Source organism: Streptomyces caeruleatus, from assembly GCF_001514235.1.
In the GTDB taxonomy this organism is placed as follows: domain Bacteria; phylum Actinomycetota; class Actinomycetes; order Streptomycetales; family Streptomycetaceae; genus Streptomyces; species Streptomyces caeruleatus.
Genome location: NZ_KQ948925.1, coordinates 732,189 through 751,125, shown reverse-complemented (window position 1 = coordinate 751,125; position 18,937 = coordinate 732,189). Strand labels below are relative to the sequence as shown.

Annotated in this window: 14 protein-coding genes; 12 read left to right on the top strand and 2 right to left on the bottom strand. The window is 71.0% G+C overall.

All coding sequences use genetic code 11. The annotated features are described in order from the left end of the window. The first annotated feature begins 22 nt into the window (after nt 1–22). From AQJ67_RS08110 to lpdA, 3 genes are all read left to right on the top strand, one after another. Nucleotides 23–3,244, top strand: a complete 3,222-nt coding sequence (locus tag AQJ67_RS08110; protein ID WP_062717353.1) for an amidohydrolase family protein — start codon at nt 23–25, stop codon at nt 3,242–3,244. A 133-nt stretch (nt 3,245–3,377) separates the two neighbouring features. Further along, nucleotides 3,378–4,268: an SCO2400 family protein gene (locus tag AQJ67_RS08105; protein WP_062717352.1), complete on the top strand. Its 891-nt coding sequence runs from the start codon at nt 3,378–3,380 to the stop codon at nt 4,266–4,268. A 180-nt stretch (nt 4,269–4,448) separates the two neighbouring features. Beyond that, nucleotides 4,449–5,861, top strand: a complete 1,413-nt coding sequence (gene lpdA / locus AQJ67_RS08100) for a dihydrolipoyl dehydrogenase (RefSeq protein ID WP_062717351.1) — start codon at nt 4,449–4,451, stop codon at nt 5,859–5,861. Nucleotides 5,862–5,881: 20 nt separating this feature from the next. On the opposite strand, the gene AQJ67_RS08095 is transcribed toward lpdA, so the two are convergent. Continuing rightward, nucleotides 5,882–6,583: a CPBP family intramembrane glutamic endopeptidase gene (locus AQJ67_RS08095; protein ID WP_062717350.1), complete on the bottom strand. Its 702-nt coding sequence runs from the start codon at nt 6,581–6,583 to the stop codon at nt 5,882–5,884. A 115-nt stretch (nt 6,584–6,698) separates the two neighbouring features. On the opposite strand from AQJ67_RS08095, the gene AQJ67_RS08090 reads away from it, so the two are divergent. The 3 genes from AQJ67_RS08090 to AQJ67_RS08080 all read left to right on the top strand — a co-directional run bounded on the left by AQJ67_RS08090 (nt 6,699) and on the right by AQJ67_RS08080 (nt 10,308). Continuing rightward, a complete protein-coding gene (locus tag AQJ67_RS08090; RefSeq protein WP_062717349.1) occupies nt 6,699–7,475 on the top strand; it encodes a class I SAM-dependent methyltransferase in 777 nt (258 codons plus the stop codon). A gap of 153 nt (nt 7,476–7,628) precedes the next feature. Next, nucleotides 7,629–9,692 (top strand): discoidin domain-containing protein, encoded by a 2,064-nt coding sequence (locus AQJ67_RS08085; protein ID WP_062717348.1) that lies wholly within the window; start codon nt 7,629–7,631, stop codon nt 9,690–9,692. A gap of 19 nt (nt 9,693–9,711) precedes the next feature. Next, nucleotides 9,712–10,308, top strand: a complete 597-nt coding sequence (locus AQJ67_RS08080; protein ID WP_062717347.1) for a TetR/AcrR family transcriptional regulator — start codon at nt 9,712–9,714, stop codon at nt 10,306–10,308. A gap of 10 nt (nt 10,309–10,318) precedes the next feature. Here AQJ67_RS08080 and AQJ67_RS08075 read toward each other — a convergent pair whose 3' ends face one another. Continuing rightward, complete coding sequence (locus tag AQJ67_RS08075) at nt 10,319–11,425, bottom strand: acyltransferase family protein (RefSeq protein WP_062717346.1); 1,107 nt, start codon at nt 11,423–11,425, stop codon at nt 10,319–10,321. Between the two features lie 223 nt (nt 11,426–11,648). Here AQJ67_RS08075 and AQJ67_RS08070 point away from each other — a divergent pair, with 223 nt between their 5' ends. The 6 genes from AQJ67_RS08070 (at nt 11,649) to AQJ67_RS08045 (ending at nt 18,933) form a co-directional block, all read left to right on the top strand. Further along, nucleotides 11,649–12,578: a hypothetical protein gene (locus AQJ67_RS08070; protein WP_063807292.1), complete on the top strand. Its 930-nt coding sequence runs from the start codon at nt 11,649–11,651 to the stop codon at nt 12,576–12,578. Between the two features lie 152 nt (nt 12,579–12,730). Beyond that, the gene (locus AQJ67_RS08065; protein ID WP_079055825.1) at nt 12,731–13,447 is read left to right on the top strand and encodes a class F sortase; all 717 of its coding nucleotides are present in this window, start codon (nt 12,731–12,733) and stop codon (nt 13,445–13,447) included. A gap of 94 nt (nt 13,448–13,541) precedes the next feature. Next, on the top strand, nt 13,542–15,440 hold the full coding sequence (htpG, locus tag AQJ67_RS08060) for a molecular chaperone HtpG (protein WP_062717344.1): 1,899 nt from the start codon (nt 13,542–13,544) through the stop codon (nt 15,438–15,440). Nucleotides 15,441–15,537: 97 nt separating this feature from the next. Then, nucleotides 15,538–15,948, top strand: a complete 411-nt coding sequence (locus tag AQJ67_RS08055) for a VOC family protein (RefSeq protein ID WP_062717343.1) — start codon at nt 15,538–15,540, stop codon at nt 15,946–15,948. Between the two features lie 169 nt (nt 15,949–16,117). Next, complete coding sequence (locus tag AQJ67_RS08050) at nt 16,118–17,614, top strand: type III PLP-dependent enzyme domain-containing protein (RefSeq protein WP_062717342.1); 1,497 nt, start codon at nt 16,118–16,120, stop codon at nt 17,612–17,614. Beyond that, nucleotides 17,611–18,933 (top strand): pyridoxal-phosphate dependent enzyme, encoded by a 1,323-nt coding sequence (locus AQJ67_RS08045; RefSeq protein WP_062717341.1) that lies wholly within the window; start codon nt 17,611–17,613, stop codon nt 18,931–18,933. Before AQJ67_RS08050 ends, AQJ67_RS08045 begins: the two co-directional genes overlap by 4 nt. Nucleotides 18,934–18,937: the final 4 nt, after the last annotated feature.

The window sequence follows — 18,937 nt, the reverse complement described above, 5'->3', positions numbered from 1 at the left end:
ACTCCGCGCCCTGGGAGCCCTCTTGGACTTCGACGACACGTCAGCCGCCTCGGACGCCGTCCGTTCCGGCCCGCTCTCCCGCCGCAGATTCCTCCAGGTCACCGCCACCGTGACCGCGGCGGCCACGGCTACGGCCGCCGCCGGCGCCGGCACACCGGCCACGGCCGCCACCAGGACCTCCCTCTCCTTCACCGCCGCCACCGGCGGTTCCGCCACCCTCGCCCCGGCCGGTGACCGGCTGGTCGCCGAGGTCCAGAACGTGCTCTGGTCCATTCCGAGGGACGGCGGCACCGCGGCCCGGATCACCGCGCCCGGCCTCGAACCCACCCGCCCGCAGTTCTCGCCCGACGGAAGCCGCCTCGTCGTCTGCGCCTACCGCGGCGGAGGCTTCCACCTCTGGACGCTGCGGCCCGACGGCACCGGGCTGCGGCAGCTCACCGACGGGCCGTGGGACGACCGAGGTCCGGCCTGGTCGCCGGACGGCACCCGGATCGCGTTCGCCTCCGAGCGCGGCGGCGACACCGTGACCGGCGCCCCGTACCGCGTCTGGGTCGTGGACGTACGCACCGGAGGCCTGACCCGGCTCACCGGGCGCCCCGGGCAGCAGGGCCCCGGACAGGACGGCGGCTGGGAGGACTTCGACCCGGCATGGTCGCCCGACGGCGAGCGGGTGCTGTTCGTGCGGGCCGGCGTCACCGCGACGGGCACCCTCAGGGCGGACACCGTCGCGTCCGTGGCCGCCGACGGTTCGGGCCCCGTCACCGCCGAGCGCACCGACGACTCCGGCGCCCAGCTCATGACCCCCGCCGTCTCGCCCGCCGGACGACTGGCCCACCTGCGCACCACGGCCGCCCCCGCCGCCTCCTGCACGCTCGTCGTGGACGGCACGCCGGTCGCCGTGGCGGGCGACGTCCTCCCCGTGCCGCCCCGCTGGACGGACACCGGGCGGCTGCTCCTCACGGTCGACGGCCACTTCCGCCTGGTCGACCCGGACGCGCCGGGCGACGGCGAGGAGATCCCGTTCACGGCCACGCTGCCCGTGCACCGGCCCCGCCACCGCACCAAGGCGTACGACTTCGAGGGCACCGGCACCCGTCCCGTCCGCGCGCTGCACCTGCCCGCCCTGTCACCGGACGGCCGCAGCGTCGCCTTCGCCGCGCTCAACGCGCTGTGGACCGCCGGGACCACGGGCGGCCGCGCACCCCGCAAGGTGCTTCAAGTCCCCACCACCCGCTATGTGTCGGCGCCGACCTGGACGCCCGACGGCACGGCGCTCGTGTACGCCGACGACCGCGACGGCCTGTTCGCCGTACGGCGCCGGGACCTCGACTCGGGGGAGGAGACCGTACTCGCCGAGGGCGGCCGGGTCTTCCCCGCCCTCTCGCCCGACGGGAACCGGCTGGCCTGTCTGGACATGTCCGGCAACCTCCTGGTCCGCGACCTGCCCGACGGCACCGAACGCGTCCTCGCCGCACCGCTCGGCGCCGGCGGGCTGCCCGGCCGCCCCAGCTGGTCGCCCGACGGCCGCTCTGTGGCGCTGTGCGACCGCAACCGCCTCAATCAGCGCTTCCGCGAGGGCTACAACCTCATCCGCGTCGTCGACACGACCACCGGGACCGCCGCCCTGCACGCCCTCGCCCCGCACACCTCCCTCTCCGACCGCTACGACTCGGGCCCCGTCTGGTCCCCGGACGGCCGCTGGATGGCCGTGGTCGCCGAGTCCGCGCTGTGGCTGCTGCCCGTCCGGGCCGACGGCACCCCGCACGGTGAGCCGCGCCGGCTCACCACCGAACCCGCCGACCACCCCTCCTGGTCCGCCGACGCCCGCACCCTGCTCTACCTCTCCGCGGGCACCCTGCGCCTCGCCGACATCCACGGCGGCGGCAGGACCCGTACCGTCCGCGTCCCGCTGGACTACCGCAGACCGCGCCCGGCGGACACGGTCGTGCACGCGGGCCGCCTCTGGGACGGGACCGGCGACGACGTCCGCGAGGACATCGACGTCGTGATCCGCGCCGGCCGGATCGCGGAGGTCTCCCCGCACCGTGCCGGCCGCCCCGCCGCCCGCCGTGTCGACGCGAGCGACCGCACCGTGATCCCGGGCCTGTGGGACGCGCACACCCACCCCTGGCAGACCACGTACGGCGGCCGCCAGACCGCGCTGCAACTCGCGTACGGCATCACGACGGCCGTCTCGCTGGGCGGCTTCGCCTACGAACAGGCCCGCATCCGGGAGGCCGTCGCCGCCGGTGCCCTCGCCGGACCCCGGCTGCTGGCCACCGGCGAACTCCTCGACGGGGCACGGGTCGCCTACAGCATGGGCCGCGCCCACCGCACCCGCGAGGGCCTGCGGCGCTCGCTGGCACGCGGGGCCGCGCTCGACTGGGACTTCGTGAAGACGTACGTACGCGCCCCCGGGTGGGTGATGAAGGAGGCCGCCGACTTCGCGCACGAGCGGCTCGGGGTGCGCAGCGGCAGCCATCTGTGCAGCCCCGGGGTACAGCTGGGGCAGGACCTGACGACCCACCTCCAGGCGACGCAACGGCTGGAGGTGGGGCACGCGACCTCGGCGACGGGGCGGGCGTACCAGGACGTCGAGGAGATCTACACCGCCACCGACTTCCACCTCGTCGCCACACCCTTCACCGCGCTGGCCCTGCTCGGCGCCGACCCCGCTCTCGCGGACGACCCGCGCGTCACCGCGCTCATGCCGCCGTGGGACACCGCGCTCGTCCGTCAGCAGGCCGGGCAGCCGCCCACCGCGGCCCAACTGGCCACGCTGGGCAGGGAGATGAACGTCTACCGGCGGATCCTCGCGGGCGGCGGACTGGTCGCGCTCGGCACCGACCAGCCGCTCGTCCCCGTCGGCCTGCATCTGCATCTGGCCCTGCGCGCGCTGCACCGGGCCGGCCTGTCACCGGCCGAGGCGCTGCGCACCGCGACCCTGCTGCCCGCGCGGGTCTTCGGCGCCGACGCCGACCTGGGCACGGTCGAGGAGGGCAGGCTGGCCGACCTCACGGTCGTGGACGGCGACCCGTTCACCGACTTCACCGAAGTGGTGCGTACGGCGGCGGTCCTGCGCGGAGGCGTGCTGTTCGAGCAGTCGGACCTGGTCGACGCCTTCGACGCCTTCGACGTCTCCGATGGGTCCGACGCCTCCGACGTCATGGCGACGAGGCGCGCGGCCGAGGAATGGCTGGAGGTGAGCCGCCGTATGCGCCGTGAGGGGTGCTGTGACCTGTGAGCGGTCATGGTCCGCACACACTTCCTGGGGTATCTGCGCAGGAGTATCACTCTGGCTGCACACAGCCCGTCCAAAGCCTCGTTAGCGTTGCGAGCCGTTCGATTCCCCCGTGCGACCCCAGGGAAGACCGCAGATGGACTATTGCTCCTCGTGCCGACGGCATCTCAACGGGGCCCTCGTGTGCCCCGGGTGCGGCGCCTACGCCCCGGACATCGCTCCGTCCGCGATCGGGGGCCCGACGGTGTCGGCCGCGCCCGCCGCGGTGGCGCCCGGCGCGGCCGCGTGGGATTCCCCCGCCGCCGACACCTGGTACGACGGCTACTTCCGGGACGAGGCGGTGCCGTCCGCCGACCTGGAGGAGACGGCGCCCGTCGCGCCGGCCGCCGACGTGCAAGGCGTGCCCGTCGTCCCGGAGGGCAGGGCCGCGCGGCGTCGCCAGCGGGCCCGTTGGAAGAAGAACCAGCGCCGGGCCGTGGTGGCGACCGCCGTCGCCCTGGTCGGAGGCGGTCTGACCGTCTCGGCGATGAACCGGGGGGCCACCGACAAGGCCCAGGCGGCCACCGCGCCGCAGAACCCGAACACCGCGATCGCCGAGCAGCAGGAGACCGAGCTCACCCGCCCGGCGACCACCCCCGCGGACACCGGCGAAGCCCCGCACGTCGACACGACCCCGTCGAAGACGCACCCCACCGACGCCGCCCGCGAGGCCATCACGACGCCGCACACCACCCGGCAGTTCACCCGACCGGACGTCGCCGCCACCCCGACCCCCGCGGCGACCACGGCCCCGCAGTCGCAGAGCGTCCCGTCCGCCACCGGTGGTGCGAACTCCGGCAACGCGAGCTCGGGCGGAGCCCAGTCCGGCTCCGGCGACAGCGGTGGCACGTCGGCCGAGCAGCAGACGCCGGCTCCGTCGGCTACCGACAGCTCCGACTCCGGCACCTCCACCTCACCGTCCAGCCCCGCACCGGAGGCGACCTCGCCGGCGCAGCTCTGCGTGCTCAACCTCGTGTGCCTCGGCTGACCGAGCCGCCGTACCGCCACCGGACCGCCCTCGCCGGAGTGCCCGCCTCCTGAGATCGTCGTCACCCTCCCGCACCGCCACACAACCTCGTGGATGCGGTCATGCTGGAAGAAGCCGGACGTCACCGCTGACGCACCGGCACCGGCAGAGCAGGACGTCGTACTCAGGAAGGAACTCCCCATGGTCGAGCAGGACGAGCGCTTCGATGTCGTGGTCCTCGGCGCGGGCCCCGGCGGCTACGTCGCCGCGATCCGCGCCGCCCAGCTGGGCAAGCGGGTGGCGGTCGTGGAGGAGAAGTACTGGGGCGGCGTCTGTCTGAACGTGGGCTGCATTCCCAGCAAGGCGCTGCTGCGCAACGCCGAACTCGCGCACATCTTCACGCGCGAGGCGAAGACCTTCGGCATCAAGGTGGACGGGCAGGTCACCTTCGACTTCGGTGAGGCGTTCCGCCGCAGCCGCAAGGTCGCGGACGGCCGGGTCAAGGGCGTCCACTACCTGATGAAGAAGAACAAGATCACCGAGATCGACGGCCGCGGCACCTTCCTCGACCCGCACACCCTCCAGGTGGCCGGTTACGACGGTGAGACCCGCACCATCGGCTTCGAGCAGTGCATCATCGCCACCGGCGCCACGCCCAAGCTGCTCCCCGGTACCCGGCGCAGCGCGCGGGTGGTGACCTTCGAGGAGCAGATCCTGGCCGAGGAACTGCCGGAGTCGATCGTCATCGCGGGCGCCGGCGCGATCGGCGTCGAGTTCGGCTACATCCTGCACAACTACGGCGTGAAGGTCACCATCGTCGAGTTCCTGGACCGGATGGCCCCGCTGGAGGACGCCGAGGTCTCCGCCGAACTCGCCAAGCAGTACCGCAGGTTGGGCATCGACGTGCTGACCTCCACCCGGGTCGACGCCATCGACGAGTCCGGCCCGCAGGTGCGCGTCACCGTCACCGCCAAGGACGGCTCGCAGCAGGTCCTGGAGGCGGACAAGGTGCTCCAGGCGATCGGCTTCCAGCCGAACATCGACGGCTACGGCCTGGACAAGACCGGCGTGACCATCACCGAGCGCGGCGCGATCGACGTCGACGGCCGCTGCCGCACCTCGGTCCCGCACATCTTCGCCATCGGCGACGTCACCGCGAAGCTGATGCTGGCGCACGCCGCCGAGGCCATGGGCATCATCGCCGCCGAGACCATCGCCGACGCCGAGACGATGGAGCTGGACTATGTGATGATCCCGCGGGCCACCTACTGCCAGCCGCAGGTCGCCAGCTTCGGCTACACCGAGGCCCAGGCCCGCGAACTCGGCTACGACGTCAAGGTCGCCAAGTTCCCGTTCACGGCGAACGGCAAGTCGCACGGCCTCGGCGACGCGACCGGCTTCGTGAAGCTGATCAGCGACGACACCCACGGCGAACTCATCGGCGCCCATCTCATCGGCCCGGACGTCACCGAGCTGCTGCCCGAGCTGACCCTGGCCCAGCAGTGGGACCTGACCGTGCACGAGGTCGCCCGCAACGTCCACGCCCATCCGACGCTCGGGGAGGCGGTCAAGGAGGCGGTGCACGGGCTCGCGGGGCACATGATCAACTTCTGATCGCCCGGTCGGTCGGCCCTTCAGCCGGCGAGCCACCAGCGGGCCGCCGCCCAGGCGAACGCGTAACCAAGGCTGTTGACCGCCCAGTGCAGGACCATGGGCGGCAGCAGACTCCCGGAGCGGCGGCGCAGCTCGCACAGGACGACCCCGGCGACGGCCGTGGCGACGATCGCCGCGGCCACCGTCGGTGCCACCCCGGCCGTGCCGTCGCCGAAGACCGAGCCGACGGCGGCGTTGGAGCGGTTGACGCCCCGGGCCGGCATCAGATGCCACAGCCCGAACAGCAGCGACGACCCGGCCGTGGCCCACGCCGTGCCGTGCCGCCGCCGGATCATGGCCCACAGCACGCCACGGAAGGCCGTCTCCTCCAGCAGCACGGTCCCGAACGGCACCCGCACCAGCGACACCCACAGAAGCCGCCCCACGGACAGGTCGGCGGCCCGGGCGTCCCGGAACGCCTCGCGCCCGGCAGGAGCGGCGAGGAGCAGCACCAGCACGAGCAGAACGATCCCGACCAGCACGGGCGCCCACCGCAGCCCCCTGCGCACGGCCGCCGCGTCGAGCCCCAGGTCGGCCAGGGAGAGCCCGTCCCATCGGGCGATCAGCAGCAGAGCCGCCGTCGCGGTCACACAGACGACCACGTACAGGACGGGGCCCCGCGCGAGCCAGTTGTTCAGCAGGTTCGCGACGGCGAGAACGGCGACAGCGCATACGATCCGCATCCGGCCTCCAGGATCCCCCGTCCCGGCCCCGCACGTCCGCCTGCCCGCCCCTGTGGCGCCAAGGCGCCCGCTTGAGCATCCTCGGTGGTACCGCGTCCCCAGGGAGGCCCCACCCATGCCGGCCAAGAACCTCACCGCCAACCGCGCTGCCCTCGGCCATCGCGTCGCCTACGCCCTGCGCCACCCCGACCGCGTGCCCCGCCATCTGGCCCGCACCGCCCGCGACATGTGGCTGCGCCGCCGTCACCCCGACCACGTCTCCTACTACCGCGCAGTGATGCGCTCCGACACCCGGGCCGACCCTGACGCCGCGGTCGGCAGTCACAACCGGGAGCGTTGGCTGGCGCTCGGGGCGATGCAGTTCGACTACCTCGTCGGCCACGGTCTGCGCCCCGAGCACCGGATGCTGGAGATCGGGTGCGGCAACCTGCGCGGCGGCTGGCGGTTCATCCGCCACCTCGACCCCGGCCACTACCACGGCGTCGACATCTCGCCCGACATCCTGTTCGCCGCCCAGGACACCGTCGTGGAGATGGGCCTGCAGAAGCGGCTCCCCACGCTGACCCCGGTGCGCGATCTGACGCTGCGCTTCCTGCCCGACGCCCACTTCGACGTCGTACACGCCCACAGCGTCTTCTCCCACTCACCGCTCCCGGTCATCGAAGAGTGCCTGGCCAACGTGGGCCGGGTGCTGGCCCCCGGCGGCTGGTTCGACTTCACCTTCGACCGCACCGAGGGGCAGGAACACCACGTCCTGCGCGAGGACTTCTACTACCGCACCGAGACCCTGGTGGCGCTGGCCGGGAAACACGGCCTGCGGGCCCGCTTCATGACGGACTGGGAGAAGCTCCCACACGGCCAGTCCAAGATCCGCGTCACGCACCCGGCGTGAACCGACGCTCCGTCAGCAGCCCATGTCCGCCCCGAAGCAGGTCATCTGTCCCGGACTCTTGACTCGTCATGCGGGAGTGGCCATCCTCGTCGCACATTGTGCGAGGTCATGACAACTCGACCCCGCTCTCCCGCCGACCGAGGGACGTGGGCTGTGACCAGTGCCGGACGCCCGTACCGCCGACGCAAGAACGTCACCGTTGTGTCGCTCCTCCTGCTCGTGCTGTCCCTCACGCTCGGACCCACCCCGAGCTCGGCGGCCGGCACCGACTGGTGGAACCCGACCGCACGGCCCGCGCCGGACTCCCAGGTCAACGTCACGGGAGAGCCCTTCACCGGCACCAACGCCAAGGGCGAGGTGCGCGGATTCGTCGACGCGCACGACCACATCTTCTCCAACGAGGCCTTCGGCGGCCGTCTGATCTGCGGAAAGCCGTTCTCCGAGCAGGGCGTCGCCGACGCCCTCAAGGACTGCCCCGAGCACTACCCGGACGGCTCCCTCGCGATCTTCGACTTCATCACCAACGGCGGCGACGGCAAGCACGACCCCGTCGGCTGGCCCACCTTCAAGGACTGGCCCCGGCACGACTCGCTGACCCACCAGCAGAACTACTACGCCTGGATCGAGCGGGCCTGGCGCGGCGGCCAGCGCGTCCTGGTCAACGACCTCGTCACCAACGGCGTGATCTGCTCCGTGTACTTCTTCAAGGACCGCTCCTGCGACGAGATGACGTCCATCCGGCTCCAGGCCAAGCTGACGTACGACATGCAGGCCTTCGTCGACAAGATGTACGGCGGCACCGGGAAGGGCTGGTTCCGGATCGTCACCGACAGCGCCCAGGCCCGTCACGTCATCGAGCAGGGCAAGCTGGCGGTCATCCTCGGCGTGGAGACCTCCGAGCCCTTCGGCTGCAAGCAGGTCCTCGACATCGCGCAGTGCAGCAAGGAGGACATCGACAAGGGCCTGGACGAGCTCTACTCGCTCGGCGTGCGCAGCATGTTCCTGTGCCACAAGTTCGACAACGCCCTGTGCGGCGTCCGCTTCGACTCGGGCGGCCTCGGAACGGCCATCAACGTCGGCCAGTTCCTGTCGACCGGCACCTTCTGGAAGACCGAGACGTGCAAGGGCCCGCAGCACGACAACCCCATCGGCAACGCCACGGCGGCCGAAGCCGAGAAGGAGCTCCCGGCGGGCGTCGAGGTCCCCTCGTACAGCGCTGACGCCCAGTGCAACGTCCGGGGCCTCACCGACCTCGGTGAGTACGCCGTGCGCGGCATGATGAAACGCAAGATGATGCTGGAGATCGACCACATGAGCGTCAAGGCCACCGGCCGGGTGCTCGACATCTTCGAGTCCGCGTCCTACCCCGGCGTCCTCTCCTCGCACAGCTGGATGGACCTGGACTGGACCGAACGGGTCTACGGCCTCGGCGGCTTCGTCGCCCAGTACATGCACGGCTCCGAGGGATTCATCGCGGAGGCGAAGCGCACGGAGGCCCTGCGCGACAAGTACGGCGTCGGATACGGCTACGGCACCGACATGAACGGCGTCGGCGGCTGGCCGGGACCGCGCGGAGCGGACGCGCCCGACAAGGTGACGTACCCCTTCAAGAGCGTCGACGGCGGCTCCGTCATCGGCCGGCAGACCACCGGGCAGCGCACCTGGGACCTGAACACCGACGGCGCCGCCCACTACGGCCTCGTCCCGGACTGGATCGAGGACATCCGGCGCGTCGGCGGCCAGGACGTGGTCGACGACCTCTTCCGGGGCGCCGAGTCCTACCTCGACACCTGGGGGGCCTCCGAGAACCACGCGTCCGGGGTGAACCTCGCGAGCGGCGCGGCGACGTCGGCCAGTTCCTCGGAGTGGAGCCTGTTCACCAGCTACCAGCCCAGCCGCGCCGTCGACGGAGACAGCCGTACCCGCTGGGCCAGCGACTGGAGCGACAACCAGTCGTACCAGGTCGACCTCGGGTCCACCCAGCTCGTCAGGCGGGTCACCCTCGACTGGGAGCGAGCGTACGGCAAGTCGTACCGCATCGAGCTCTCCACCGACGGAGTGAACTGGCGGACCGCCTGGTCCATGACCGCCGGCGACGGCGGCCTGGACACGGCCCGGTTCGCCGGCACCCCGGCCAGGTATGTTCGCGTCCACGGCACGCAGCGCGGCACCGAATGGGGCTACTCCCTCTACGAGGTCGGCGTCCACAGCAGCTGACACCCACGAGAGGGGTTCCATGGCACGGTTGCCGTCCGCCGAGCGGCGGCGACAGCTCACCGAGGCGGCCATCAGAGCGATGAGCCGGGACGGCGTCCCCAGGACGACGACCCGGTCCATCGCCGCCGAGGCGGGCGTTTCGCTGAGCGTCTTCCACTACTGCTTCGACTCCAAGCAGGAGCTGGTCGAGTCCGTCATCACGGCCCTCACCGAGCACTCCGTGACGCGCGTGAAGGACGCCATACGGCCCCGGGCCACCTTCGAGGAGACGGTCCGGGCCGGCTTCCAGGCCTACTGGGACCACGTCCGCGCCCACCCCGACGAGCACATGCTGACCTACGAGCTCACGCAGTACGCGCTGCGCCAGCCCGGCTTCGAGCACCTGGCACGCCGCCAGTACGAGCTGTACGCCGAGACGTACGCCGAGCTCATCGACCAGCTGCGGCAGACCATGGGCCTCCGGCTGCGGGCCCCCGTCCCCGTCCTGGCCCGCTACCTGGCCGCCATGACCGACGGCCTGACCCTCAACTACCTCGTGCTCGGCGACGACGCCGCCTGGACGGCCATCCTCGACACGGTCACCGCGCACATCGCCGGGCTGGTGGAGGAGACCTGATCAGGGGCGTTCACCCGCGTACGGCGGCCTGGCCGCCCGCCGGTTCCGCCGCCTCCCGCCGGAACAGCCACCGCATGTCCGGCTCCACCACCCAGCGCAGCGCCCGCCGGACGGGCGGGGTGCACAGCAGCGTCACGACCACGGCGGCCACGGCGGTGACGACGACCGCGCCGAGCGGCCGCTGCACCCAGGCGGGGTCGTACCAGCCGAAGTACTTCGAGCCCTGCGCGACGAAACCGTGCAGCAGATAGCCGTACAGCGTGCCCGTCCCCAGCACCGTGCACCACAGCCGCCGCCCGGGCACCCAGGCGAGGAAACAGGCCACCAGGACCAGCGAGCAGGCGAACAGCACCGGCGTCATCACGGCCCCGTACCACGCGGGCGCCCCCAGCTCCTCGGCGCTGTCCCGGTGGTAGAACCAGCCGCCGGTCATCCGCGGCACCGCCCAGTACGCCACCACGAACGCGCCCGCGAACACGGGCACCGCGGCGATCCGCACCGCACGGCGCCGGACCATCCGGAAGTGCTCCGGCTTGAGGAGCAGTCCCAGCACGAAGTACGGCAGGAACTGGAGGGCACGCTGGAGGTCGAGGTCGTTGCCGATCGACGGCGACAGGGTGGCCAGCATCGCCATGGCGAGCGCGAGGGGCAGCGGCAGACGTACCCGCCGCCACAGCGGGGTCGTCAGCCGCCACAGGAACAGGGCCGCGAGGAACCAGGTCAGATACAGCGGGTCGAGCAGGCTGACCGGGCGGTCCGGCTCCCGGTCGGTCCATCTGGTGAACAGGGTGTACGCCGTCTCGAAGACGACGTACGGGACGAGCAGGCCCGTCACCAGGCGTCTGAGCTGCCTGGGGCGGCCGTCGAAGCCGCGGGAGAAGTAGCCGGAGATCACGATGAACGCCGGCATGTGGAAGGCGTACACAAGCATGTACAGCGCGTCTACGGTCCGGCTGCCGTCGCGCAACGGCTCCCACGCATGGCCGACCGCCACCAGCACGATCGCCGCGTACTTGGCGTTGTCGAAGAAGGCGTCCCGCTGCTGCGAAGGCGCAGGTCGCGGCGGGGTGGCGGGGGTCGGAGCGGTGTCCACGGCCTGGACGCTGGGCTTCGGCATCCCACGCGCCTCACCACTTGTGGACGAGGCAAACCTCCCCGGCCGGACACGTCTTCCCACCTGCGCAAAAGCGCCCGCCATAGGGCCGTAGGAGTGTGGCCGTAACCCGTGTGATCGCTCCGGATGGTGCGACCGGGAGGAATGGCTGACGGTGGATCACGTCAGGCCTGGTCCCCGTGGTGATGAAGCGTCAGCCGCCCAGGCCGTGACGGAAGGACTCACTATGCGCTCTGTCCGCATGCTGCTCGCCACCGCGACGGCCACGGCCGCACTGGCGATTGCGCCCGCAGCCTACGCCATGACGACGGGTGACTGGGACCACGAGGACTCGTCGCACAGCAAGGACAAGGAGGACTCGTCCCACAGCAAGGACCACGACAAGTCCTACAGCAAGGATCACGACAAGGAGAGCAAGCACGACGAGCCCAGTGGCGGGATGCACACGGGTGGCGGTGCGCTCACGCTCGTGACCGACGAGGGCGACTGGAGCGGCTCCAAGGACGAGGAGCACGGCAAGGACAGCAAGCACGACAAGGACAGCGACTACGACAAGGGCAGCAAGCACGAGAAGGACAGCGACTACGGCAAGGACAGCGACTACGGCAAGGAGGGCAAGCACGAGAAGCCGAGTGGCGGTGTACACACCGGCGGCGGCGCGCTGACTCTCCTGAAGGACAAGGACGACGACTGGAGCGGCTCCAAGGACGAGGAGCACGGCAAGGAGAGCAAGCACGACGAGGACAGCGACTACGACAAGGACAGCAAGTACGAGAAGGACAGCGACTACGGCAAGGAGAGCAAGCACGAGAAGCCGAGTGGCGGTGTACACACCGGCGGCGGCGCGCTGGCTCTCGCGAACAACGGTGGCGACTGGGGCGGTGACAAGGACCCGAAGCGCGACCGGGACAGCTACCGCAGCAAGGGCGACGACCACGACGGCGGCTGGAAGGAAGACGACGACTCGTGGAAGGGCGACCACGACAACGACTCGTGGGGCGGCGGTGACCACGACGGGCCGCGCGGCGGTATGCACACCGGTGGCGGCGGCCTCGCCAGCCCGGGTGTCACCGGCGGTGGGCTCGCCATGCTGGGCGTCGCGGGCGCCGGCTGGTACGCGCTGCGTCGCAAGAAGGCCGGCGGATCCGTGGCCTGACCCATGCCCTGCGTCATAGCGGCCGTGGCCGCCGCACGTGCGCCGCGCGTCGCGGCGGCCCCGTTCGTCCGCCCCGTTGCCTGAATAATCACTGGTCACCCTATTTTTCCCCTTGCTGTGTTCGCTGCTGTGCCCGAGTGAGGTGGTGCCCGATGGCCGCCGGCTGTCCCTCGTCCCCCGACCACGACCCGGCCCCCGCCGAGACCGTTTCCGCGCGCTCACGGCGGATAAGGCGGGTGGCGGGAGGGCTGCTCTGGAGCACGGTCGCCGCCGTGTTCCTGGTGGTGACGCTGCCCGGCGGCCACGACGAGGCACCCGACGGCCGCGGCGCACCGTACGCCGCCCCGGCGATCGAGTCGCACGTCCCCCGTGCGGGCAAGTCCTCCTCGCACGCCTCGCGCCCCGTGGGCAAGCATCTGCCGCGGTCCCGGCCGGTGCGGCTGCTCATCCCCAAGATCTCCGTCGACGCCCCCTTCACCGACCTCGCCATCGGCAGCACGGGCCAGCTCGAACCCCCGCCGGCCCACGACACCAACCTCGTCGGCTGGTACGCCAAGGGCGCCTCCCCCGGGGAGACGGGCACCTCGATCATCGCCGGGCACGTCGACACGACGACGTCCGCCGCGGTCTTCGCGAGCCTGCGCGAGCTCAAGAAGGGCGACCGCTTCCAGGTACTGCGCGCCGACGGCCGCAAGGCGTCCTTCGTGGTCGACGACACGGAGACCTTCGACAAGGACAGCTTCCCCAGCGACCGCGTGTACCGCGACACCCCCCGCGCCCAGGTCCGCCTGATCACCTGCGCCGGGGACTACGACCGGCAGGTCAGGGACTACACCGCGAACCTGGTGGTCTTCGCCCACCTCGTCTGAACCGTTCTGCCATATCCCGGCACACCGCGCTGACCTCGTGTCTTACAGTGACTGCGACCCTGTTCCGGTGACTGATGTGAGGTAGTCGCGAACCATGCCGACCGAGACGTTTGAGTTCCAGGTAGAGGCCCGTCAGCTGCTCCAGCTGATGATCCACTCGGTCTACTCGAACAAGGAGGTCTTCCTGCGGGAACTCCTCTCCAACGCCTCCGACGCGCTCGACAAGCTGCGTCTGGAGAAGCTGCGGGACGACTCCCTCGACGCCGACGTGTCGGACCTCCACATCGAGATCGACATCGACAAGGAGGCCCGTACCCTCACGGTGCGGGACAACGGCATCGGGATGTCGTACGAGGAGGTCGGGCAGCTCATCGGCACCATCGCCAACTCGGGCACCGCCACCTTCCTGAAGGAGCTGCGCGAGGCCCAGGACGAGGCCGGTGCCGAAGGGCTCATCGGCCAGTTCGGCGTCGGCTTCTACTCCGGCTTCATGGCGGCGGACGAGATGACGCTGGTGACCCGGCGGGCCGGCGAGAGCCAGGGCACCCGCTGGACGTCGCGCGGCGAGGCCACCTACACCCTGGAGACCGTGGCCGAGGCGCCGCAGGGCACGTCGGTCACGCTCCACCTCAAGCCCGCCGACCCCGAGAACCAGCTCCACGACTACACCTCGCCGTGGAAGATCAGGGAGATCGTCAAGCGGTACTCGGACTTCATCACCTGGCCGATCCGGATGGTCCCGGAGCAGGCCGACGGCGACAGCACGCCGGACCCCGAGACGCTGAACTCGATGAAGGCCCTGTGGGCCCGTTCGCGCGACGAGGTGTCCGACGACGAGTACCACGAGCTGTACAAGCACATCAGCCACGACTGGCGCGAACCGCTGGAGACGATCCGGCTCCAGGCCGAGGGCACCTTCGAGTACCAGGCCCTGCTCTTCGTCCCCGCGCACGCCCCGCACGACCTGTTCACGCGCGACTTCAAGCGCGGCGTCCAGCTCTATGTGAAGCGCGTCTTCATCATGGACGACTGCGAGGCCCTGCTCCCGCCCTACCTCCGCTTCGTCAAGGGCGTCGTCGACGCGCAGGACCTCTCGCTGAACGTCTCCCGCGAGATCCTCCAGCAGGACCGGCACATCCGGATGATGCAGCGCCGGCTGACCAAGAAGGTCCTGTCCACGGTCAAGGACTTCATGGCCAAGGACGCCGACCGCTACGCCACCTTCTGGCGGGAGTTCGGCCCGGTCCTCAAGGAGGGCCTGCTCACCGACACCGAGAACCGCGAGGCCATCATCGCCGTCGCGTCGTTCGCGACCACGCACTCCGACGACGAGCCGACCACACTCGCGCGGTACGTGGAGCGGATGAAGGACGGCCAGGACGACATCTACTACATCACCGGCGAGTCCCGGCAGAGCATCGAGAACTCCCCGCACATGGAGGCGTTCCGGGCCAAGGGCGTCGAGGTCCTGCTGCTCACCGACGGCGTCGACGAGGTGTGGGTCGACGCCGTGGGCGAGTACGAGGGCAAGAAGCTGCGCTCCATCGCCAAGGGCGCGATCGACCTGGACGGCAAGGGCGACGAGAAGGCCGACGAGGAGCGGGAGAAGCAGGCCGAGGAGTACGCCGGGCTGCTCGGCTGGATGCGGGAGCGCCTGGACGACGACATCAAGGAGGTCCGCCTCTCGGCCCGGCTCACCGTCTCGCCCGCCTGTGTCGTCTCCGACGCGCACGACCTGACCCCGGCCCTGGAGAACATGTACCGGGCGATGGGTCAGGAGGTGCCGCGCACCAAGCGGATCCTGGAGCTCAACCCCGGCCACCCGCTGGTCAAGGGCCTGCACCAGGCGTACGAGGCGAGCGAGGACCGCGCGGAGCTCGCCGAGTCCGCCGAACTGCTGCACACGCTGGCGGTGCTCGCCGAGGGCGGCCAGCCGAAGGACCCCGCCCGGTTCGTGAAGCTGGTCGCGGACCGGCTGGAGCGCACCCTGTAGCGGCGCTGTAGCCCATGTGGTCGTGAGCGCGGGCCGTTGTCAGTGGCCCGCGCTACCTTCCTTGGAGTCGGCTCTTGGCCCTATTCCAGGAGGATTCATGGCCTCGCGTCTCAACCCGTACATCACCTTCGGCGGCGACGCCCGGCAGGCGATGGAGTTCTACAAGGACGTCTTCGGCGGCACCCTCGTGCTCAACACCTACGGCGAGTACGGCCAGCAGGACACCCCGATGGCCGACAAGGTCATGCACGGCATGCTGGAGTCCCCCGGCGGCCTCACCCTGATGGGCGCCGACACCCCGACGGACGACCACCGCCCCGGCAACAACATCGCCGTGAGTCTGAGCGGCGACGACGACACCGAGCTGCGCGGCTACTGGGAGAAGCTGTCCGAGGGCGCCTCGGTGACCGTGCCGCTGGAGAAGCAGATGTGGGGCGACGTCTTCGGCATGTGCACGGACCGCTTCGGCATCACCTGGATGGTCAACATCGCCGGGGAAGCCGGCTGAGCGCGGGCCCCCCGACAGGTTCCGGCCGTCTGTTGACCTGATCGCCCATGGGGGTAGCAACAGGGCGTAAAGCACCGGAGGGCAGGGAAAGGAGCTATACGGCAAACCGCGGGGAGTGGTCGCCGGCGCCCGGAGTGCCGGGCCCGTAGCGCTGGGGGAGGGGCCGGGCATGGGCGGGCAGCCCTTGTATCTCGAACCGCGGCTGGAATCGCGGCTGCGCTCGTTGCTGAACTCGCCGGTCCTGCTGCACACGCTCACCGAAGCCCTGGGGTCCCCGCTGCACGTGGTCGTCCCCGACCAGCTCGCCGACAACCTCCAGCAGTTCCGCTCCGTGTACGGCGCCCGTCACCTCTCCGGCCAGGTGTTTTTCGCCCACAAGGCCAACCGCTCCAGCGCCCTGCTGCGACGCCTCGCCGCCACGGACGCAGGCGTGGACGTCGCCTCGCTGGGCGAGCTGCAGCACGCCCTCGGGGCGGGCCTCACCCCGGACCGGATCACGGCGACGGGCCCGAAGAACCCGGAGTTCCTGTGGCTGGCGGCCCGCACCTCGGTCACCGTCAGCCTCGACACGCGAGACGAGCTGGAGCAACTCGTCACGCTGGTACGCAAACACGCCCTGCCCAGGACCCGCGTCATGCTCCGTCTTTCGGAGTTCGAGACGTCCGGCGTACGCGTGCTCAGCCGCCGCAGCCGATTCGGTACCGCGGTAAGGGAGTTGGACCCCCTCCTGGAGTCCGTCGAGCGGTACGGCGACGTGGTCGACCTGGTCGGTGTCGCCTACCACCTGGACACCACCAGCCTCACCGAGAAGGCCACGGCGCTGGAGGGCTGCCTGCGGGTGCTGGAGGAGTGCCGGAGCCGAGGGCTCAGGCCCCGGGCCGTCGACATCGGCGGCGGCTTCGGCGTCAACTACCTGGCCGACGGCGGCCAATGGGAGCGGTACACCACCGGGCTCACCGAAGCCGTCCTGGGCACCCGCCCGCCCCTTACCTACGGCGGGCACGGCTACGGACTGCGCAACGAGGCCGGCACCCTGCGCGGCGCGCTCGGCCTGTACCCCGCTCACCGCCCGGTCGCGGGCGCCCGCTACCTCGACGAACTGCTCGCGCACCCGGCCGCGTCCCTCGGCGGCAGCCCCCTGGCCGCCCTGCTCCTCGATCACCTCTACGACCTGCACACCGAACCCGGCCGGGCCCTGCTCGACCAGTGCGGACTCACCCTGACGAAGGTGCTGGAGGTACGCGACCAGGACAGCGGTGGCCCTCTCCTCGTACGACTGGCGGCGAAGGCGGACGACGTGGCGCTGGAGGAGCACGGGGTGCTCATGGACCCCGTCGTCGTCCCACGGGACGCGCACGGACACGCGACTGGTTCCGGTTCCGCTCCCGGCACCGCCACCGAACCGGTCGGCACGTACCTCTTCGGCAGCCGCTGCCTGGAGTCCGACCTGATCACGCGCCGCACGGTCTTCCTGCCCCGCCGCCCCGCGCCCGGCGACCTGTTGGCCTTCGCCAACACGGCCGGATACTGCATGGACTTCCACGCCACCCGTGCCCAGCACCAGCCCGTCGCGCGCAAGGTAGCCGCCTGGCAGGAGGGCGACACCTGGCGCTGGTGCCTGGACGACCAGTACTGGCCGACCACACCCGTGGGGGGAGCGCAGTGAGGTACGACAGCATCACCGAGGCCATCGGCAACACGCCGCTGGTGCGCATCGACCCGGCCGTCCACGGCCTGAGAAACATCGACCTCTACGCCAAGCTGGAGCTGCTCAACCCCTTCGGCTCGGTCAAGGACCGCGCCGCCTGGAACATGGCCCGCCCGCGTCTGGAGGCGGCCCTACCCGAGCGGGGCGGTCAGGTCGTCGAGCTGTCGAGCGGCAACACCGCGAAGGCCCTCGCCGTCCTCGCGGGCATGCACGGCCTGACCTTCAAGAGCGTCACCAACCGGATGCGCATCCCGGAGATCAAGGACCTGCTGCTGTTGCTCGGCGCGGAGATCGAGGAACTGCCCGGCCAGAGCGAGTGCCTGGACCCGACGGCCACCGACGACCCGCTCACCCTGTTCCACCGCGCCCTCTCCGCGCCCGACAGCGCGTATCTGCACACCGACCAGTACTTCAACCCGCGCAACACCGAGGCCCACTTCACCGGTACCGGACCGGAGATCGTCAAGGACCTGGACGGCCGCGCCCCGGACTGGTTCATCGCCTGTGTCGGCACCGCCGGCTCCTCCACCGGCGTCGCCCGCGCCCTGCGCGAACACGACCCCGCCGTACGGGTCGCCGGCCTGGTCGCGGCCAAGTCCGACTTCATCCCCGGCATCCGCACCATCGACGAGGCGCACGAGGTGGGCCTGTTCGACCCCGGCACCTACGACAGCATCGACGCGGTCACCGCGGACGAGGCGATCGAGGGGATGCTGACCCTCAACCGCCGCTGCGGCATCCTCGCCGGACCCACGGGAGGCGCCGCGTTCTTCGGTGCGATACGCCAACTGCGCGCTGTCGACGAGGAACTGACGGAGCGCCAGTCAGCGGTCTTCATTGTCTGCGACCGCGTCGAGAGCTATCTGAGCTACGTCCGTCAGCGGCGCCCCGACCTCTTCGGCCGCCCGCGGCGCAGGAACTCCCCGGCCGACCTGACGCCCGCCGAGATCCGCACCGCACCGGCCATCGGCGTCACCGACGCCCAGGCGTGGATCGCCACCGGAGCCCCGCTCGTCGTCGACCTGCGCAGCCCCCACGCCTACGCCGCGCTGCACATCGACGGCTCCGTCAACATCGTCGACGAGCTCTTCGAGGAACTCCTCCACGGCGGACTGCCGTTCAGCCGCAACCGCCCGGTCCTGCTGGCCTGCCCGGTCGGCGAGAAGTCCGCCCGGCACGCCGCCCTGCTGACCCGGATGGGACACCCGGACGTCCGCAGCCTGACCGGCGGCATCATCGCCTGGCGGGACGCGGGCGCACCCCTCGTACGGGACTGACGCC